Source organism: Emticicia sp. TH156 (assembly GCF_002855535.1).
In the GTDB taxonomy this organism is placed as follows: domain Bacteria; phylum Bacteroidota; class Bacteroidia; order Cytophagales; family Spirosomataceae; genus Emticicia; species Emticicia fluvialis.
This window is the reverse complement of the sequence record NZ_PKRS01000005.1, coordinates 170681-186953: the sequence shown is the minus strand read 5'-3', so window position 1 is coordinate 186953 and position 16273 is coordinate 170681. Positions and strand designations below refer to the sequence as shown.

Sequence of the window (16273 nt, the reverse complement as noted above, 5' to 3'; positions counted from 1 at the left end):
GGCTGTAAAAGTAAAATGTTGCCGCTCAATAAGTTTTTAATTGATTATTAATTTTTCGCTTCCTGATTTTTTGAAATTTTAAAACCATTCAACATTTTTGCGTTCAGGTACGCTTAAGAAAACTGCTGTGAATGTTTAAACCACTCAATCACTCTTTCTTTCTACCGCCCATAATTATTCATTCGTCAATGGCTGATTGACGGCTATAAATATACGCACAATTAATATTTGTAAGATAACACACCCAAAGAAAATGAAAACCGTACACACACAAAAAAACAACTACACAACCAGTACTTCTGCCCAATCAAAGCGGCAAACATCCAGAATACATACCATTGTTTTTAAGAATGGGAATTACCCCGGCCCATTTGAAAATCTTTACGAAGCTTAATTTTCATAAGTTTCAATAATTCATAAAAAATGAATATTTCATCCGGCAGCGCTTCTGTCGGTCTTCTGGCTATGCTCGTTCTGGTCTAGCGAAGCTGTGGCTTGCTGATTCCTGTTTCAGTATTCAGCAATTTGCTTATTTTCATGTACCAGCCCATTTGTCAGGCAAAACAACAACTTTAACAATTAATCTACCCAAAAAATGAAAAAAGAACCAACCAAAAAACACAACAATCAGGCTAAACCTAAAGAAAAGAAACAATGGATAATACCCAAAATGAGGAAATTGGCCGTGAATAGTGGAGCTATTAGAGATGAGATTGAAAGTGGAGTTTATAACGATCATTTATCATAAAGCCATAAAATTTCTTCTTGAATATTAAACCGGGGCTAACACAAAAGTTTTTGGTCGGCCCCATTCCAGGCTATCCCGGTACTGGGCTTGCTAAGCAGTGGCTCCGAATCCTGTTCTAATTTTCATCCAACTGCAATTTTAACAGAGCTGCGCTTTCGTTACGTAAACCAACAACAATTAATCTACCCAAAAAATGAAAAAAGAACCAACCAAAAAACACAACAATCAGGCTAAACCTAAAGAAAAGAAACAATGGATAGTACCCAAAATGAGGATATTGGCCGTGAATAGTGGCTATTTTTTTAAATCCACAGTTGAAGATTATGCATATTTCGTAAATTCATAATCTTTAAAAAACTGTTTCTGCTTAAAAAACCGGTGCTAACTCAAAAGCAAATAGAGCCAAAGATTATTTGGCACTATTTGCTTATTGGTCAGCCCCATCCTTAACTAAGTAAGTACTGGTTTGGTAAAGGTGAGGCTTGCTGAATCCAATTTCTTCTGCATTTTTCAATTACCGGCTTATTCGTTACTTAAACCAACAACATTAACTTATAACTTACCCAAAAAGAAATGAAAACCGTACACACCACCAAAACTCCTGCTAAGAAAAAATGGAGAACACCAACAATACAGAAAATTACTTTGAGAAGTGGCTCTCGCCATAATTACAGAGAAGAGTCTGATTACACCGATCAAATATCCTGAGAGAATTGACAGGTTTGCAACAGACATCTTTTATTCTAAAACGTAAGCGAAATTTAAAAAAAGAGACGGCGTCTCAAAACAACCTGCGAGTTACATTTCAAAAATCCGGCAGCGCCTCTGTCGGATTTTTAATTTTTAAAACGCCCCTCTGGTAAAAGCCGGGTCTGTTTCCGCTTACCTGGCACAGCACATTTTTTACCACCGCCAGATAACTTTCTCCCCACAAAACCTATTTTTACATACATTTAATTTTGTAATACTGAATTAAATTTAAATATTTACTTCATGGGACAATTAAAATTGCTGTATAAAAATTGAACCAATCGCTGTTTCTTTTTCACCCATCTGCATTTTTCGGTTACCAACCCATTCGTCAGGCAAATCAATAATTTTATATACAAACTGCTTAAGAACATGAAAACAGAACATCCCCCCAAAAAAAACAACAAAGCTACGGCTAAAGAAAAGAAAAAATGGATAGTACCAAAAATGAAGATTTTAGCCGTGAACAATGGCAATATTTGGCCATCCTCAGTTGAAAATTATGCATATTTCGTAAATTCATAATCTTTAAAAAACTGTTTCTGCTTAAAAAACCGGGGCTAACTCAAAAAGAAAAGTTACAAAATATTCTTTGGTTTTAAACAATCGCAGCGGCGTCCGCTCCCCACTGTTGGGGCGACCGTCGCGCGAAAGGGTTGGGATGGGGTCTTTGCCAAAGACTGTTTGGCATAAAATTTTTTTGATACAACCCCTTTAATTTTTAAAACGCCCCTCAGGTAAAAGCCTGGTCTGTTTCCGCTTACCTGATACTGCACATTTTTTACCACCGCCAGATAACTTTCTCACCACAAAACCTATTTTTACATACATTTAATTTTGTAATACTGAATTAAATTTAAATATTTACTTCATGGGACAATTAAAATTACTGTGTAAAAATTGAACCAATCGCTGTTTCTTTTTCACCCATCTGCATTTTTCGGTTACCAACCCATTCGTCAGGCAAATCAATAATTTTATATACAAACTTTCTGAGAATATGAAACAAGAACACCTCCCCTCCAAAAAAAACAAAAAAGCTACGGCTAAAGAAAAGGAACGATGGGTAACACCCAGAATTGTAAAAATTACTTTGAAAGATGGCACTATCCCTGCTCCTTCTGAAATATCAATGTTTTATCTTGAGTCCTGAACATAAATCCATTTTGACAAATACCCTTAGATTACCATCCGGCAGCGTCTCTGCCGGGTTTTTAATTTTTACCCCCCCTCTGGTAAAAGCCTGGTCTGTTTCCGCTTACCTGGCACAGCACATTTTTTACCACCGCCAGATAACTTTCTCACCACAAAACCTATTTTTACATACATTTAATTTTGTAATACTGAATTAAATTTAAATATTTACTTCATGGGACAATTAAAATTGCTGTGTAAAAATTAAACCAATCGCTGTTTCTTTTTCACCCATCTGCATTTTTCGGTTTCCAACCCATTCGTCAGGCAAATCAATAATTTAACATACAAACTGCTTAAGAACATGAAAACAGAACATCCCCCCCAAAAAAACAACAAAGCTACGGCTAAAGAAAAGAAAAAATGGGTAACGCCAAGAATTGAGAAAATTACTTTGAAAGGTGGCTTTTCTCCGGCTCCTATGGAGATAGATAGTTTCTATTTTGGGTTACCATCTTAATTTCATATTGGCAAATTCGCTTAAAGTACCATCCGGCAGCGCTCCTGCCGGGTTTTTCATTTTGTCTTTACAACCATTGCCAAAAGTCTTATTTCTACCTGCAGCATCAAAACAGCATTTTCAATTTAGTAATACAATCTGTATCAAATTATTCATCCGCAGCTCTTAAAAATAAACCTAAACAATGGCCTTGAAAACCCCATGCTTTTCAGCATCTTTGCATAGGCGCTTCCGGCATTAAATGGAAGGTTGCAGGCTTGGCCCATTCCTTATCCGGGGCTTTAACCAAAGGCTATCAGTTAGGGCAAAACAGGTAAAATCAAAGCCATAAGTACCTGTCTGTGTGCCTGAGGGTTAAACGCCACCAAAACATCTCTGAACACAAAACAATAACCTTTTCGATTTCTATGAAAGCAGTAGTAATTGGCGAGCCGTCTGGCGCAACAATGGAGACTATCATGGCCGTGTATCCACGACACCTGGCTGTAGTTCAAAAATATATTGAGGCTGGCCAGGTAATTGGTATCGGGCCGTTCAGCGACTTTGGCAATATGGCCATTTTTAAGACCCGTGCCGCCGCCGAGCAATTTGTAACCGAAGACCCGTTTATACTGGAAGGGCTGGTGAAATCGTTCAGCATACGCGACTGGAACGACAGCATATTGCCTGAGTAAAACTTAAACACCAATCAAATGACTGAAAAAGTAAAACCTGCAAAAATGTGCTACGAACACATAGGTGGTAAACTGGGCATGCTGCTGGCTGAAACCTTTATAAACCAGGGCTGGATTGCCAGACAAACACCAACCGACAAACATTTTTATATTACCGCCGAAGGAGAAAAAGCGTTTACAAAACTGGGGGTTGACGTAACGCAGATAAAAGAAGAAACCATTTAGCCTTCTGTTTGGCACATAGCATTAAAAACCGATAGCAGGTTTTTCAAAAATCGTTTTCAGCCACTGCTTTTAAAATTAAAATCTGTGGCTGAACAAAATAGGCATGACTAAAAAATGGAATTAGAAGATTACGTAATCAGGCATTTATCTTCAGCGCTTGCTGCCGTTCAAAAACTTGATTTATCTGATGCCCGACTCACTAGCTTTGAAATTGCGCTGATATATCATTATTCGGAGGAAGGCTATGAATCAACAAACGAATTATTGATTAAAAGTAATGGCAACCTAATGAGTGATTATGCTAGGTTTTTAAGTTTAACCTTACAAAAATTACCTGCTTATAACCAGTTGGTATTCAGGGGTTGCCAGCTAAATAAATTACAAAAACAAAGATACATTGAAGCATTTAATTCTCGAACCACTATCCAGGAGCCACTATTTTTGTCTACCAGCAAATCTTCCTTAATTGGTAATCTGTTTTCTAAAGGTGATACCTTGTTTACAATTTATGGCAAATCTGGCAGGGATATTGAAAATTTCTCTAAATTCGGAGTAAAATCAGGTCAAAACGAAAAAGAGGTTCTATTTTTACCTAATACAAGTTTTGAGGTGCTGGCGGTAACTAAATCAGGAACAAAAACGTTAATTACCTTAGAAGAAATTTTAATATTATGACAACTACTGATACAGATATTAAACAAAGAGAAATCTTTCATATCAAACGCGAAGACTTCAATCTGGTATCTGATGCCATCTACGATTCCATCAGTTCGTCTCCGGCATTAACTGATGGCTTTGCCGAATGGCTCAAAGATGTTTTAGATAAAAATGTATTTACCCAAAGAGAACAAAGAGCTGCAATTATTGGTTTTTTGACCAAATTGCAGACATTAAAAGAAATTTCAGAAACTTTACAGGACAACTCTTTACTTGAAGAAAAAAAGCGTGCTGCTCGTTCTTTCTCAGGAAAGACCCGTATTAACCCATAATTTAGCCATTTTAATGGCCTTAAAGCTGCAATTTTGATTATTTTCAATGCTTATTGCCTTTACTCTTCTGCGTTACCCCTTCCCGGCTCCCTGAAAATGCCTGAAAAACCAGACTTTCAGGATATCGGCCGTAATAATATAGGCCAGCACAATTAACAGCATGGTTCCCAGATAAACAGGTGGCAAAGGCACCAGCCCAATGCTTGCCGCAAACGGCAGATAAGGTAATGCGATGGTGAGCGCCAACCCTGCTATACTCAACAGAAACAACGAGCCGCCCGGCTTGCTTTTGAAAAAATTCTTATGCGTGCGAATGATAAACAAGATGCACAACTCAGACAAAACAGACTCAATAAACCAGCCTGTCTGAAACGTGGCCTCTTTGGCCTTCAGCACAAACATCAGGGTTAGAAACGTAATGATATCAAACAATGAGCTGTGGATCCCAAAAACTACCATGTAGTTTCTGATAACCTTAAGCCGCCACTTGCCGGGCTTGTCCAGTTGTTCTTCGTCCACGTTGTCAGACGCCACCATCAGGTAAGGCAAATCGGTAAGAAAATTAGTAAGCAGCAACTGTTTGGGCAACATGGGCAAAAACGGCAGTATCAACGAGGCAAAAGCCACACTGCACATATTACCAAAGGTAGACCCCGTGCTTATATATATGTACTTGAGCGTATTGGCAAATGTTTTGCGGCCTTCGCGCATGCCATCTGCCAGCACCGATAAATCTTTTTCCATCAGCACAAAATCTGCTGTTTCTTTGGCGGCATCTACGGCGTTATCTACCGATATCCCCACATCGGCAGCGTTCAGGGCAGCCACATCATTAATGCCGTCGCCCATGTAAGCCACCGTGTACGACTTCCGCAATGCCTGAATAATGCGCTCTTTTTGTTGCGGCTCAACCTCGGCAAAAATATGCACACTTTTTACCTTTTGTGTCAGCGCCTCGGTGCTGGTGCGCATCAGTTCTTTGCCTGTCATTACCACCGGTTGCACAATGCCTATGTTCTGTGCAATGGTGCGGGCTATGTTCTGGTTGTCGCCGGTAATGATTTTCAAATCTATGTGCAATTGTTTCAGCAGGGCAAGGGTGTCTGTTATGCCAGCCTTAATGGGGTCTTCCAGCAGTACAAAACCTGCAAAAATCATGTCGGTCTCTTCAGCTTTTCCGGGGTTGCCTATGGTTATGGTTTTATAGGCTACAGCAATTACCCTCAGCCCCTGGCTGCCATATTGGGCATAAAGGTCTTCTGTTTGGGCGCGGTAGGTATCAAAGGCCTTCAAAGTGCCGTCAGATAACCGTATCCGGCTGCATATAGCCGTAATCTGTGTAAATGCGCCTTTGCTTATCAGTAGCTTTTCGCCTCCGGTTTCAACGGCAATACTCAGGCGCTTCCTGATAAAATCATAAGGTATTTCTCCGGTTTTGGTGGCTGGCTGTATATCACCCACTGTCATTTGCCTGAGCGCATCATCAATCGGATTACTGTAGCCAGATTCAAACGTAGCATTCCAGAACGCCAGTTGTTTTACAAACGGGCTGTCGTTACCCGTGCCGTCAAGCACCGCATTTACTACTATTACGCCTTCAGTTATGGTGCCGGTTTTGTCGGTGCAAAGCAGGTTTACCTCACCCAGATTCTGAATAGAAGCCAGCTTTTTTACAATTACTTTCTTTTTCAGCATGCGCCTGGCTCCGGCACTCATGGCAATGGTGGTTATGGCCGGCAGCAGTTCGGGAGCCATACCTACGGCCAAAGCCAGCGCAAAGAGTGTCGACTCTATCACACTTTCGTGTTCAAGCAAATTAACAACCAGTATAAAAATAGACAGGATGAGCGTAATGCGCATCAGAAAAAAACCAAAATCCCTGATGCCTTTTTCGAACGACGTTTCTGTGGTAACACCGCTGCTTTTAATAATGCTGCCAAAAATGGTGTCGGCTCCGGTATGAACCACCAGGGCTTTGGCTGTGCCGCTTACAATATTGGTGCCTTCCCACAGGCAATTGGTTCTTTTGGCAAGCGCAGTTTCTTTCTCTATCAGTCCGGGTTCTTTCCTGACCGGGAACGACTCGCCCGTCAGGCTTGCTTCGTTTACATATAATTCATTGGCGTCCATCAGCAGGCAGTCGCCGGGTAAAATATCACCGGCTTTCAGCACAAGCAGGTCTCCGGCCACCACCGCTGCCGACGCCACCTTTTGCGGCTGGCCGTCTCTGATAACCATGGCTTTCAGGCTGATAAGCCCCTGCAACTGCTCTACAATGCGCCCCGCGTTGCGTTCTTGCAGAAAACTAAGCACGCTTGTACTTAAGATAATGAACAGAATAATGAATACATCTGAGCTGTCGCCCAGAAAAGCCGAAAGAATAACCGCGCCTATCAGCAAAAGCATAAGCGGGTTTTTAAACTGCCCCAAAAACAAATCAAGGTCTTTTCTGAAACCAGACCTGCTTTTACGGCCGGAAAGCGATGCCTTGTAACGCTGCTGCGCAGATGCCCCCGTTAAGCCGGTATCTGAACTGCCAAGCCATTGAACCCAGTCTGAAACATTATATTGCCAGAAAAACTTAGAGTCGGGTGTTTGCATTATCAAGATTGTTTGAAGCCTGTCAGACCCTGAACATCAAGACATTAGCTTTAGTTTTAAGAAAGTATTCATTACCTGTTAAAAGAATTTTCAACCAGTATTTTACAGGCTGTACGTTTACCCTTATAACAGAATAGCCGACGGCCAAATGCCATAATCAGAAAAAAGACAGGCATGGCCTGTCTTTTTCTAACCTAACTGTTCTAATCCTAAGCTTTTATAAAAATCATTATACCAATGTCTATTGTGCGAACCGTTCACGCTTATTTACTACATACTAAAATGAAAAACCTGCTGCAACCTGGCAATTGTAGAAAAAAGGCAGGCAATGCCTGCCTTTTTGACCTCATCTAGAACCTAATTCTACAAACCCTTGACAAATACTTTTAAGCTCTTGTTGTGTAAATTTTTCGCGTTTCTAACTACATGAGCTAATCGAAAAAAAAAAGAATGTTTGCTAAACTACTACAGCGCAACATTACCGTATTGTCTTTATTGCGGTTCAAAATTAGAATCAGGCCCTTACATAAATTATGATACCAGCTAGGTAGAATTATGATTTTTATCATTAAAAATGCCGCCTTGCCTACGGTGCCCGGCAAAGCCCACGCCCAATACCCCGGCCAAAAAAAAACCTGAAAATTATTGTTTTAAATATTTTCTTATTATTTTGCCACCAGTACCAAGAGTACTAAATACTTTTAACCTATTATTTATGACATTCTTTTCTATTGCAAAGGCATTATTGCCTCTGCCTCTATTGCTTAAAATACCCTTACATAGTGCATTTGAAAAATCCGTAAATTAATATTTACGGGCTGCAATTGGCATGGCATTTGATTTGCCTGCTTATAAAAAACGCTTCTAATACCACAACCAAAGGCATAATCGGGCAAGGCAAAGCCCGGCTTGCAGAAAAAAATTAAAAACATTTTAGGGTAAATAATTGATGTGTTTTAAAGATTGAAATCGAGAGGTTAAACTTTAAGTCGGAAAGGCAGGGTATTTTATACCTTGTCTTTTTTTTGGGTGAAAATACCCGTGCAATCATTCATTCAGATATGCTATCTGGCGGTTATTTTATCATCCATCTCAATCAGGCTCTGGTTCTGTTTTGATATAGAACAGCTTCTCTGTTATGATTCAATTTTTTTATATTTATTTGTTGATTTTAAAAGGTTAAATCGTGAGCCTTCAAAAATAAAAAACGAAAATCTTTTGTATTTAATTCTATTATCGTAATATTGCAATGAAATCGCAATATTACGATGTAAACAGATATAGAAATGGGAGTTACAAAAACAGAAATATATAAAGACGAGCAAAATAAACTTGCATCGCTTCTTAAAGTATTAGGGCATCCGGCCAGAATAGCAATCCTGCAGTATATTATCAACCAAAAAGCATGTATTTGTAATAATCTGGTTGAGGAATTAGGATTAGCGCAGGCAACTATCTCACAACATTTAAAAGAATTAAAAACCATAGGGATTATTCAAGGTTCAATTGAAGGAAAATCAGTTTGTTACTGTATTGACGAAAAGGTATGGAAACAATTTCAAGAGGAATTTAATGGCTTTTTCAATCAGAATGTAAACGTAAATCAGTGCTGTTAAGGCATTTTTTTTACATTTTAACATCGCCATATTGCTATATAACGTTTATCTATTTTATCATTTTAAATTGAGTATTATGAAGTTATCTGAAATCAAAGAAATTTTACCAGCATTAGAAAATGTTGAATTTCAATTAGAAAACGGAACATTTGTTCCTGAACACTTTCACGTTACCGAAATCGGACAAATCAACAAAAATTTTATTGATTGTGGCGGCGTAATCCGTAATGAAAAAGCAGTCAATTTTCAATTGTGGGATGCCAATGATTATGAGCACCGATTGAAACCAGGAAAGCTGTTAAATATAATCAGACTTTCAGAAGAAAAATTAGGAATTGAAGATGCGGAGATAGAAGTAGAATACCAAAGTAATACTATTGGTAAGTACGATTTGGATTTCAATGGAAATACATTTGTATTGAAAAATAAAACGACGGCCTGCCTGGCTCAGGATGCTTGCAGAATTCCTTCCGTAGAACAAAAGAAAAGCCTTTCCGAATTAACCCCAAATCAATCAAATTCCTGCACCCCAAATTCAGGATGCTGTTAAACCCTTAAATAGAATATTTATGTATCCAATGTTATCTGAGACCATTCAACAGTTAAAATGGGAAAAATTTAATAACGATGAGCGTAAACGTACTTTACAGCCATTGATTGATTTTATTCAGTTGAAAGTCAATAGCAGGCAGCAAATAAATATAAATTTCATTTGTACCCATAATTCGCGCAGGAGCCATTTATCACAGGTCTGGGCACAAGTAGCCGCCTCTCATTTCAATATTGAGCATGTGATTTGCTATTCAGGAGGCACAGAAGAAACCGCATTGTTTCCAAAAGTAGCAGAAACTTTATCCAATCAGGGATTTAATATTTTCAAAATAAATGATGGCGCTAATCCTGTTTATGCCATAAAATATAGTGATAATTCTCAACCGATAATTGGATTTTCTAAAAAGTATGACAGTCCTTTTAATCCAGTATCTGCTTTTGCTGCTGTAATGACCTGCTCACAAGCCGACAGCGGATGTCCTTTTATCGCTGGTGCTGAAAAAAGGATTCCCATTACATTTGAAGATCCAAAAATTTCAGATAATTCCACTAACCAGACAAAAGTATATGCAGAAAGGAGCTTACAGATAGCATTGGAAATGTTTTATGTTTTTTCAAAAATCACTAAGTAGCCGATGCAACCAAAACTCAAATTTCTCGACCGTTACCTTACCTTGTGGATATTCCTTGCAATGGCACTTGGTTTAGGCTTAGGATATTTCTTTCCGGGTTTTTCAAAAATTACAAATACGCTATCTGTTGGCACTACTAATATTCTGTTGGCCATAGGTTTGATATTGATGATGTACCCGCCACTGGCAAAGGTGGATTACTCATTGTTGCCTTTAGTATTGAAAGATAAAAAAGTTATCAGCATCTCGCTGTTGTTAAACTGGATTATCGGACCTATTTTAATGTTCGGTTTAGCCATTCTTTTTTTAAGAAATGAGCCGGATTATATGATTGGTTTGATATTGATTGGCTTGGCAAGATGTATTGCAATGGTGATAGTATGGAATGACCTGGCAAAAGGTAACAGAGAATACGCAGCCTTATTAGTTGCATTAAACAGCATCTTTCAGGTTTTTAGCTACAGTTTCTTAGTTTGGGTGTTTATCAATGTACTGCCAAACAAATTAGGCTTGGCAAGTTTCAATGTAAATGTATCTATAAAAGACGTGACCGAAAGTGTTTTGATTTATTTAGGCATCCCTTTCTTGACTGGTTTTCTTAGTCGTTATTTCCTGGTAAAATCAAAAGGTATAGCATGGTATAACCGTAAATTTGTACCCAAAATATCGCCTATTACATTGTATGCTTTACTGTTTACCATAATAGTGATGTTCAGCCTGAAAGGTGATAAAATAATAGAATTGCCAATGGATGTCATGAAAGTTGCGATACCATTAGTCGTCTATTTTGTACTCATGTTTTTCTTAAGCTTCTTTATTAATAAATCTTTGGGTGTTCCGTACGACAAAAACGCAGCCATTGCATTTACCGCCACAGGAAACAATTTTGAACTTGCCATTGCGGTGGCAATAGCGGTATTCGGAATCCATTCACCTCAGGCATTTGTAGGCGTAATCGGGCCGTTGGTAGAAGTTCCCGTTCTGATTTTATTGGTAAAAATAAGCCTGTGGCTTAAAAAAAAGCATTTTAATTAAATGCAAATGGAGTGCAGGGGTTGTAGCTAAACGCTAAACCAATTACACAGATTACAAGGGGAGCAACTCAAGGCTTCCCTTGTTTACTAAACGGAATAAGTTGAATATTTTTAAAGGAGGTTGCCACACTTCTAATTGCCTTTCCATACCAAACCTCGCTATGGTTTGTGATGCGCTCCTGACCGTAATGGTTTCTATATCAATTGTTTATCAATAATTACTGGTATTGCTTGGCAAAAGGATACTGACTTGTTTTTGACTACTGTAAATTTGTCAAGCTAAGGATTCATGGTAATTATTTTACAAACTAAAAAGCTGCAAAAATCATGTAAATAGTGTGTGTGCAATGAAATTCTTTTTAACTGACTGGTCCATCAAAAAACAAGCCAACAGGCAAAACCGGTTTGCCGGTGGCTGCATCAAGAACAGAAAATTCACCCCTAATCAGCCCCCATACCGCCTGTTGGGGGCTTTGGGGTCAAAAGTTATTACATTAAACATATCATAAATGCGGCTGGCGGCTGCTTCGCCATACAGCGTGGCGAGTTTTTCGGGTGTTTCGGCATTAGATATCAGGTGTACCCGCACACCGGGGCGGTCGTAGAGTTCAAGCAAAACCTTTTCCATTACGTTCACGGGCGTAGTTTTGTAAGACTCGCCCCTTACATTTACCGATAGTTGCTCGCGCCCTACTTCTTCAATCAGCAGGTCATATCTGGTAAATCCATAGCAGTTTTCATCACCGGCAAGCGGTTTTTCGGCCAGAATTTCGTCAATAACCTGCTCAGGGTTATTCACATAGCTTTCTACAATTTCCTGCGCTTTTATACCCCTGAACGACGCCAGCGGGTTGTCCTGAAAAGCCGCCATCAGGGTAGACTTACCCGTGCCTACCTTGCCCAGCAAACATATCCCCTTGTTTTTGTTCATGGCAGAGGCACCCCCTGCATGAAAATAACCGAGGCATAATTCAAAGGCTTTAACACAATAATTATCAAGTCTGAATTTCCGCCCCGGGTTGCGCGCTGCCACCAGTGCATCCAGATTTGCCAGTATCCTGCCCTTAAAGTCGGCGGCAGATATACTCCGCATGGCGGCTATACGTGTTTCTTTTTGTTCCTGCAGTTTTCTGGCGGTTTCGGCGGCTTCCTGTTTCTGTTGTATTTTCAGGTAGTCAAATGCTTTAGAGAAATACTCGCTCGCCAGCCTGTCGGCCAGCTCCTGCACAAAAGCCTGCTGCATGGCCTGGCTTAGCCTGGCCGAATTGGCATGCCTGCTCAGCACCGGAAAAATAGCCTTGAACAGTTCATCCTGCAAAGGTCTGTACTCCCGTTCCCGAAATTCGGCGTAAGACCCCGTCAGCTCCCTGCTCAACAACTGAGTGGTCGTCGGCAGGTTGTTCAACAATCTGTCGGCCGGTGGTCTTGTGGGCATTACTTTTTCCATATTTATTGAGGTTGTTCTGTTTATAGTAGGGCAGCCAATACAAAAAATTCTCGCGCGCGCTGCTTATATCTTTCCATTGTTTTTGCTTGTCCAGGCCAAATTTCATTTCCACAAAAGTGTTTACTGCCAAGGCGTATTCTTCAGGCTTAATATCATTTTTACCTGCCGCCATTTTACATATTTCGCTATCCTGTAAATCGGCGCGCAGGTCGTCTTTCGTAAAAGGCTCAATTCTGTGTCCGGCGGCCTGCTTGCGGTGTTGCTCAACAAAGGGCAGCGCGTCTGGGTTTTTGTTTAGGGCCTGGTCTTGCTCCGTCGACTCCGCATGCAAATGGGCAGGCATGGCAGACGGCCCAGTGTCGTTCTGTTTCATAAACAAGGGCATTTCGGGCATATATTTACTGCGCGAGCCCCCCTTGCTGCCCTCTGCCCCTGCTTCTGCTCTGGCTTTCTGCCAGACCTCCGGCGGCAGAATCTGATACCTGGTTTTGTTACCATGCCCCTTGCCTCCGGCAATAAAGTTTATCAATCCGGCCTGTTTCAGACGGTTACGCGAAGTCTTCAGCGTATTAATGCTCATTCCGACATTGGCAGACACCCGCCCGTCTGAATGCCAGAATTCATTTACCCAACCTAAACCATTAGCCGTTTTTAATAGATAAAAATACAGCTTGGTTTCCCAACCCGTAAATTGAGCACCGTCATCCAATCGCCAGAAATGATTTACCAAATCAATATAATTCATCACACGGTGTTATTTGTGGAGACAATTAGTGAATTAGTGATTGAGTGAATTAGTGAATTAGCGGCCGCCGTTGCGGTGAATGAGTGGGCGGCGTTCCGGTGATTTAGCGAGTGCTGTTGCGGTGATTGAGCGGCATCTATTGAAATCAGCCCTCTTTAAATTACTAGGCATTCGCGTTCATATAGCCCTATATAGTTTCAGTAAAAGCAAATGGGTACAATAAATTTTAACAAAGGCTCCGCATTAAACCCTTACATCTGCCAATCAGATAGTTATTCACTAATTCACTCATTCACTCATTCACTAAATCAGCGGAACGCCGCCCGCTAATTCACTAATTGCTCATTGCTCCAACATCTCTACCTGGGCTACGTTGCTTAGATAAACCGTGCCAACGGCCAGGCGGGTTTCGCGCACTATTTTGCCTACCTTGCCCGAGCATATAAAATCTTGTTGAATAGCTATTTTGTGTAAACCGCCGTTGGTTTCGTCCGGAATCACATCGAGTATCTTTCCCCTGATAGAAACTTTGTTTCGTTGGGTTATTTTTACACGCTGGTAAAGCATCTGCTCAAAATCGGCTGGTTGAAAAGTTCTGAATAAAGTCATTGTGGTATTGATTGAAGGTTTAAAAATGGGATTATTACGTTTTTCTCTGGCAGGAATAAAACCATAGCAGATAGAATCACAGGCAAAAATTTTAACTAATTATGGGCCAAACACCCGTTTTATTGGCCGTTTCATGCACAGATAGCATATCGGCAGCGCAGGCATTACCTGCTTTTATGGCCGGTGGTTGTCAGTAACCCGGCCTTGTATATATATTGTTGTTGGTTCAGATAATTAATTGCCGATGTCAGAAAAAACACCTCCTCTAAAGCAGAGGAGGGTTTTCGTTAATCGTTCCTAAAACTAATGTAAAACCTAAACACTTCTCTTGTTTAAACCAACCAGCACCCTACCCTCGCTTCGCTCCTGACTGATTGTTGAAAAATGCCTCCCCCGAAACGGAGGAGGATTTGTTAGTTATATCTATTCTTACCCTAAAAAAAGTGATTACAAATTCTGGCAGCCGGAAAAAATGCCCCCCCGAGCCGGAGGGGATTTTCAGACCTCTATAAACCTAACTTAACTAAACCTCTAAAGAAATGCCTCCTCCAGCCGGAGGAGGATTTAAAACAAAGCATACGCGTCAAATCACACACTTTTTTTTAGTCATAGCATTATCTTTAAGCCCAAAGGCTTTTTTCCTCTTCAATGGCACTCCATCTATCGGCAGCCAACTCAACCGCCCGCTGAATATACACGTAAACCTCAGCAGCGGTGGTGCTGGCAGAAAAGGGCATTTCAATCGTGTTAAAAATGGCCGCTTCGCCGGGTGGTGTCAGGGCATCACCGCTGTCTCTGTCAAATCTGTCTACATAGCCGCACACCAGCCGGGCATCTTTTACAATGTACCCAAAGCCCACAGGCATCGGCGCAAATTCATTGTTAATCAGCAGCGCCATTTCTGCCCAGTGGCCAATCTTCCGGCATAAGGCGCCCTCCCTTGCCTCTTGCGGTTTTATATCAGGCCGCAGGTTGTTATCGCTCGCACGCTCCATACCATTCTCATCTGCGTCAGGCACTGCCCCCCGCAAGCGGCCAGCCGGGGCAGGCCGCTCTGAGGTGTTACAGCAACCGGTTATACACGGTTATTGTCCATAAATTTGTTTTGTGTGGATTCAGAGCTAAAAAGGCTGAATCTTTTAAAATTTTTATTGCACATTTACGTATTTTCTGTATTTTTGTCGAATAATACTTACTTGTTCGTTAAATGATGTACAAAAATAGCGAACAAGTTCGCATTATGCAAGTAAATAACAAAAAAAATTTAATTCTTTAACGGAACACACATCATGAATATGAGCGCAACTGCCATAAGCGGAACGGAAATCAGAAGTTTCCGGAAGAAAAATAAGCTCTCTCAAACCGAGTTCGCCGAACTTGTTGGTGTTTCTATGAGAGCAGTACAACTATGGGAAAGCGGCGACAGGAATGTATCAAGCCTGGCCGAACGTACCATAAAAGAAGTATTTCAGACCTATAAACCTAAAGAAGCTACTGGCAGCAAAAGCCGTAATATACACACCTTTGTAAACAATGAAAACGGCGACCTGATTGTGCAGGCACCTTTACTGGGCGCCGAAGCCTTTGCCCGCTACCTGGACGAACTGGGCGAAGCAGGCGCGCTGCAGTCGGACGAGATGGTGTCTTTTATTGTAGACAAAATAGACAGGGGTAATTTTGTGGCTTTCCGTATTTCGGGAGATAGTATGAATGGCGGCCTGATAGACGACACCCCCGACAGAGCCATTGTGCTGGGCAAAGAACTACCGATGGATTTATGGATGAACGGCTTCGGGGAATCAAAATTCGGGTGGGTTATCCTCACCAAACGCAATGTACTGTTTAAAGATATAGTGGGCTTTGATAAAGAAACGGCAACCATTACCTGCCACAGCCGTAACGACAGCCCCGAATACGCCGATTTTAAATTATCCTTGAACGACGTTCATAAAATATTTAAAGTGATTAAAAGGTCTTTTTGAAAAATTATAGCTAAT

General features: G+C 40.7%; 18 protein-coding genes. 14 read left to right on the top strand and 4 right to left on the bottom strand.

The annotated features are described in order from the left end of the window. Nucleotides 1-595 precede the first annotated feature (595 nt). From C0V77_RS23105 to C0V77_RS11130, 9 genes are all read left to right on the top strand, one after another. Complete coding sequence (locus tag C0V77_RS23105) at nucleotides 596-748, top strand: hypothetical protein (protein WP_158237936.1); 153 nt, start codon at nucleotides 596-598, stop codon at nucleotides 746-748. 193 nt (nucleotides 749-941) lie between these two features. Next, entirely contained in the window at nucleotides 942-1094 is a 153-nt protein-coding gene (locus C0V77_RS23100; protein ID WP_158237935.1) for a hypothetical protein, read from the top strand. A gap of 776 nt (nucleotides 1095-1870) precedes the next feature. Beyond that, nucleotides 1871-2023, top strand: coding sequence for a hypothetical protein (locus tag C0V77_RS23095; protein WP_158237934.1), 153 nt, complete (start codon nucleotides 1871-1873; stop codon nucleotides 2021-2023). Between the two features lie 475 nt (nucleotides 2024-2498). Further along, entirely contained in the window at nucleotides 2499-2651 is a 153-nt protein-coding gene (locus tag C0V77_RS23090) for a hypothetical protein (protein ID WP_158237933.1), read from the top strand. A 345-nt stretch (nucleotides 2652-2996) separates the two neighbouring features. Next, on the top strand, nucleotides 2997-3152 hold the full coding sequence (locus C0V77_RS23085; RefSeq protein ID WP_158237932.1) for a hypothetical protein: 156 nt from the start codon (nucleotides 2997-2999) through the stop codon (nucleotides 3150-3152). Between the two features lie 407 nt (nucleotides 3153-3559). Next, nucleotides 3560-3826 (top strand): YciI family protein, encoded by a 267-nt coding sequence (locus C0V77_RS11145; protein ID WP_101726437.1) that lies wholly within the window; start codon nucleotides 3560-3562, stop codon nucleotides 3824-3826. Nucleotides 3827-3844: 18 nt separating this feature from the next. Then, a complete protein-coding gene (locus C0V77_RS11140; RefSeq protein ID WP_101726436.1) occupies nucleotides 3845-4051 on the top strand; it encodes an ArsR family transcriptional regulator in 207 nt (68 codons plus the stop codon). A 114-nt stretch (nucleotides 4052-4165) separates the two neighbouring features. Beyond that, nucleotides 4166-4726 (top strand): ADP-ribosyltransferase domain-containing protein, encoded by a 561-nt coding sequence (locus C0V77_RS11135; RefSeq protein ID WP_101726435.1) that lies wholly within the window; start codon nucleotides 4166-4168, stop codon nucleotides 4724-4726. Further along, the gene (locus C0V77_RS11130; RefSeq protein WP_101726434.1) at nucleotides 4723-5040 is read left to right on the top strand and encodes a hypothetical protein; all 318 of its coding nucleotides are present in this window, start codon (nucleotides 4723-4725) and stop codon (nucleotides 5038-5040) included. Before C0V77_RS11135 ends, C0V77_RS11130 begins: the two co-directional genes overlap by 4 nt. A gap of 72 nt (nucleotides 5041-5112) precedes the next feature. Here C0V77_RS11130 and mgtA read toward each other — a convergent pair whose 3' ends face one another. Beyond that, entirely contained in the window at nucleotides 5113-7641 is a 2529-nt protein-coding gene (gene mgtA / locus C0V77_RS11125; protein WP_101726433.1) for a magnesium-translocating P-type ATPase, read from the bottom strand. 1286 nt (nucleotides 7642-8927) lie between these two features. Here mgtA and C0V77_RS11120 point away from each other — a divergent pair. The 4 genes from C0V77_RS11120 (at nucleotide 8928) to arsB (ending at nucleotide 11476) form a co-directional block, all read left to right on the top strand. After that, nucleotides 8928-9257 carry a helix-turn-helix transcriptional regulator gene (locus tag C0V77_RS11120; protein WP_101726432.1) on the top strand — a complete coding sequence of 110 codons (330 nt, stop codon included), beginning with the start codon at nucleotides 8928-8930 and terminating at the stop codon, nucleotides 9255-9257. 76 nt (nucleotides 9258-9333) lie between these two features. Then, a complete protein-coding gene (locus tag C0V77_RS11115) occupies nucleotides 9334-9807 on the top strand; it encodes a DUF6428 family protein (protein WP_101726431.1) in 474 nt (157 codons plus the stop codon). A gap of 19 nt (nucleotides 9808-9826) precedes the next feature. Beyond that, nucleotides 9827-10441 (top strand): low molecular weight phosphatase family protein, encoded by a 615-nt coding sequence (locus C0V77_RS11110; protein WP_101726430.1) that lies wholly within the window; start codon nucleotides 9827-9829, stop codon nucleotides 10439-10441. Between the two features lie 3 nt (nucleotides 10442-10444). Then, nucleotides 10445-11476, top strand: coding sequence for an ACR3 family arsenite efflux transporter (gene arsB / locus C0V77_RS11105; protein WP_101726429.1), 1032 nt, complete (start codon nucleotides 10445-10447; stop codon nucleotides 11474-11476). Between the two features lie 444 nt (nucleotides 11477-11920). On the opposite strand, the gene C0V77_RS11095 is transcribed toward arsB, so the two are convergent. From C0V77_RS11095 to C0V77_RS11080, 3 genes are all read right to left on the bottom strand, one after another. Further along, the gene (locus tag C0V77_RS11095) at nucleotides 11921-12922 is read right to left on the bottom strand and encodes a hypothetical protein (RefSeq protein WP_143706070.1); all 1002 of its coding nucleotides are present in this window, start codon (nucleotides 12920-12922) and stop codon (nucleotides 11921-11923) included. 1087 nt (nucleotides 12923-14009) lie between these two features. Continuing rightward, nucleotides 14010-14276, bottom strand: coding sequence for a hypothetical protein (locus C0V77_RS11085; RefSeq protein ID WP_101726426.1), 267 nt, complete (start codon nucleotides 14274-14276; stop codon nucleotides 14010-14012). 620 nt (nucleotides 14277-14896) lie between these two features. Beyond that, nucleotides 14897-15295 (bottom strand): hypothetical protein, encoded by a 399-nt coding sequence (locus C0V77_RS11080; RefSeq protein ID WP_143706069.1) that lies wholly within the window; start codon nucleotides 15293-15295, stop codon nucleotides 14897-14899. 270 nt (nucleotides 15296-15565) lie between these two features. Here C0V77_RS11080 and C0V77_RS11075 point away from each other — a divergent pair, with 270 nt between their 5' ends. After that, on the top strand, nucleotides 15566-16258 hold the full coding sequence (locus C0V77_RS11075; protein WP_101726424.1) for a helix-turn-helix domain-containing protein: 693 nt from the start codon (nucleotides 15566-15568) through the stop codon (nucleotides 16256-16258). Nucleotides 16259-16273 lie beyond the last annotated feature (15 nt).

Excerpts from the sequence above, each read along its gene's own strand:
- C0V77_RS23105 (WP_158237936.1), top strand. The coding sequence starts at position 596 with ATGAAAAAAGAACCAACCAAAAAACACAACAATCAGGCTAAACCTAAA.
- C0V77_RS23100 (WP_158237935.1), top strand. The coding sequence starts at position 942 with ATGAAAAAAGAACCAACCAAAAAACACAACAATCAGGCTAAACCTAAA.
- C0V77_RS23095 (WP_158237934.1), top strand. The coding sequence starts at position 1,871 with ATGAAAACAGAACATCCCCCCAAAAAAAACAACAAAGCTACGGCTAAA.
- C0V77_RS23090 (WP_158237933.1), top strand. The coding sequence starts at position 2,499 with ATGAAACAAGAACACCTCCCCTCCAAAAAAAACAAAAAAGCTACGGCT.
- C0V77_RS23085 (WP_158237932.1), top strand. The coding sequence starts at position 2,997 with ATGAAAACAGAACATCCCCCCCAAAAAAACAACAAAGCTACGGCTAAA.
- C0V77_RS11145 (WP_101726437.1), top strand. The coding sequence starts at position 3,560 with ATGAAAGCAGTAGTAATTGGCGAGCCGTCTGGCGCAACAATGGAGACT.
- C0V77_RS11140 (WP_101726436.1), top strand. The coding sequence starts at position 3,845 with ATGACTGAAAAAGTAAAACCTGCAAAAATGTGCTACGAACACATAGGT.
- C0V77_RS11135 (WP_101726435.1), top strand. The coding sequence starts at position 4,166 with ATGGAATTAGAAGATTACGTAATCAGGCATTTATCTTCAGCGCTTGCT.
- C0V77_RS11130 (WP_101726434.1), top strand. The coding sequence starts at position 4,723 with ATGACAACTACTGATACAGATATTAAACAAAGAGAAATCTTTCATATC.
- mgtA (WP_101726433.1), bottom strand. The coding sequence starts at position 7,641 with ATGCAAACACCCGACTCTAAGTTTTTCTGGCAATATAATGTTTCAGAC.
- C0V77_RS11120 (WP_101726432.1), top strand. The coding sequence starts at position 8,928 with ATGGGAGTTACAAAAACAGAAATATATAAAGACGAGCAAAATAAACTT.
- C0V77_RS11115 (WP_101726431.1), top strand. The coding sequence starts at position 9,334 with ATGAAGTTATCTGAAATCAAAGAAATTTTACCAGCATTAGAAAATGTT.
- C0V77_RS11110 (WP_101726430.1), top strand. The coding sequence starts at position 9,827 with ATGTATCCAATGTTATCTGAGACCATTCAACAGTTAAAATGGGAAAAA.
- arsB (WP_101726429.1), top strand. The coding sequence starts at position 10,445 with ATGCAACCAAAACTCAAATTTCTCGACCGTTACCTTACCTTGTGGATA.
- C0V77_RS11095 (WP_143706070.1), bottom strand. The coding sequence starts at position 12,922 with ATGGAAAAAGTAATGCCCACAAGACCACCGGCCGACAGATTGTTGAAC.
- C0V77_RS11085 (WP_101726426.1), bottom strand. The coding sequence starts at position 14,276 with ATGACTTTATTCAGAACTTTTCAACCAGCCGATTTTGAGCAGATGCTT.
- C0V77_RS11075 (WP_101726424.1), top strand. The coding sequence starts at position 15,566 with ATGAATATGAGCGCAACTGCCATAAGCGGAACGGAAATCAGAAGTTTC.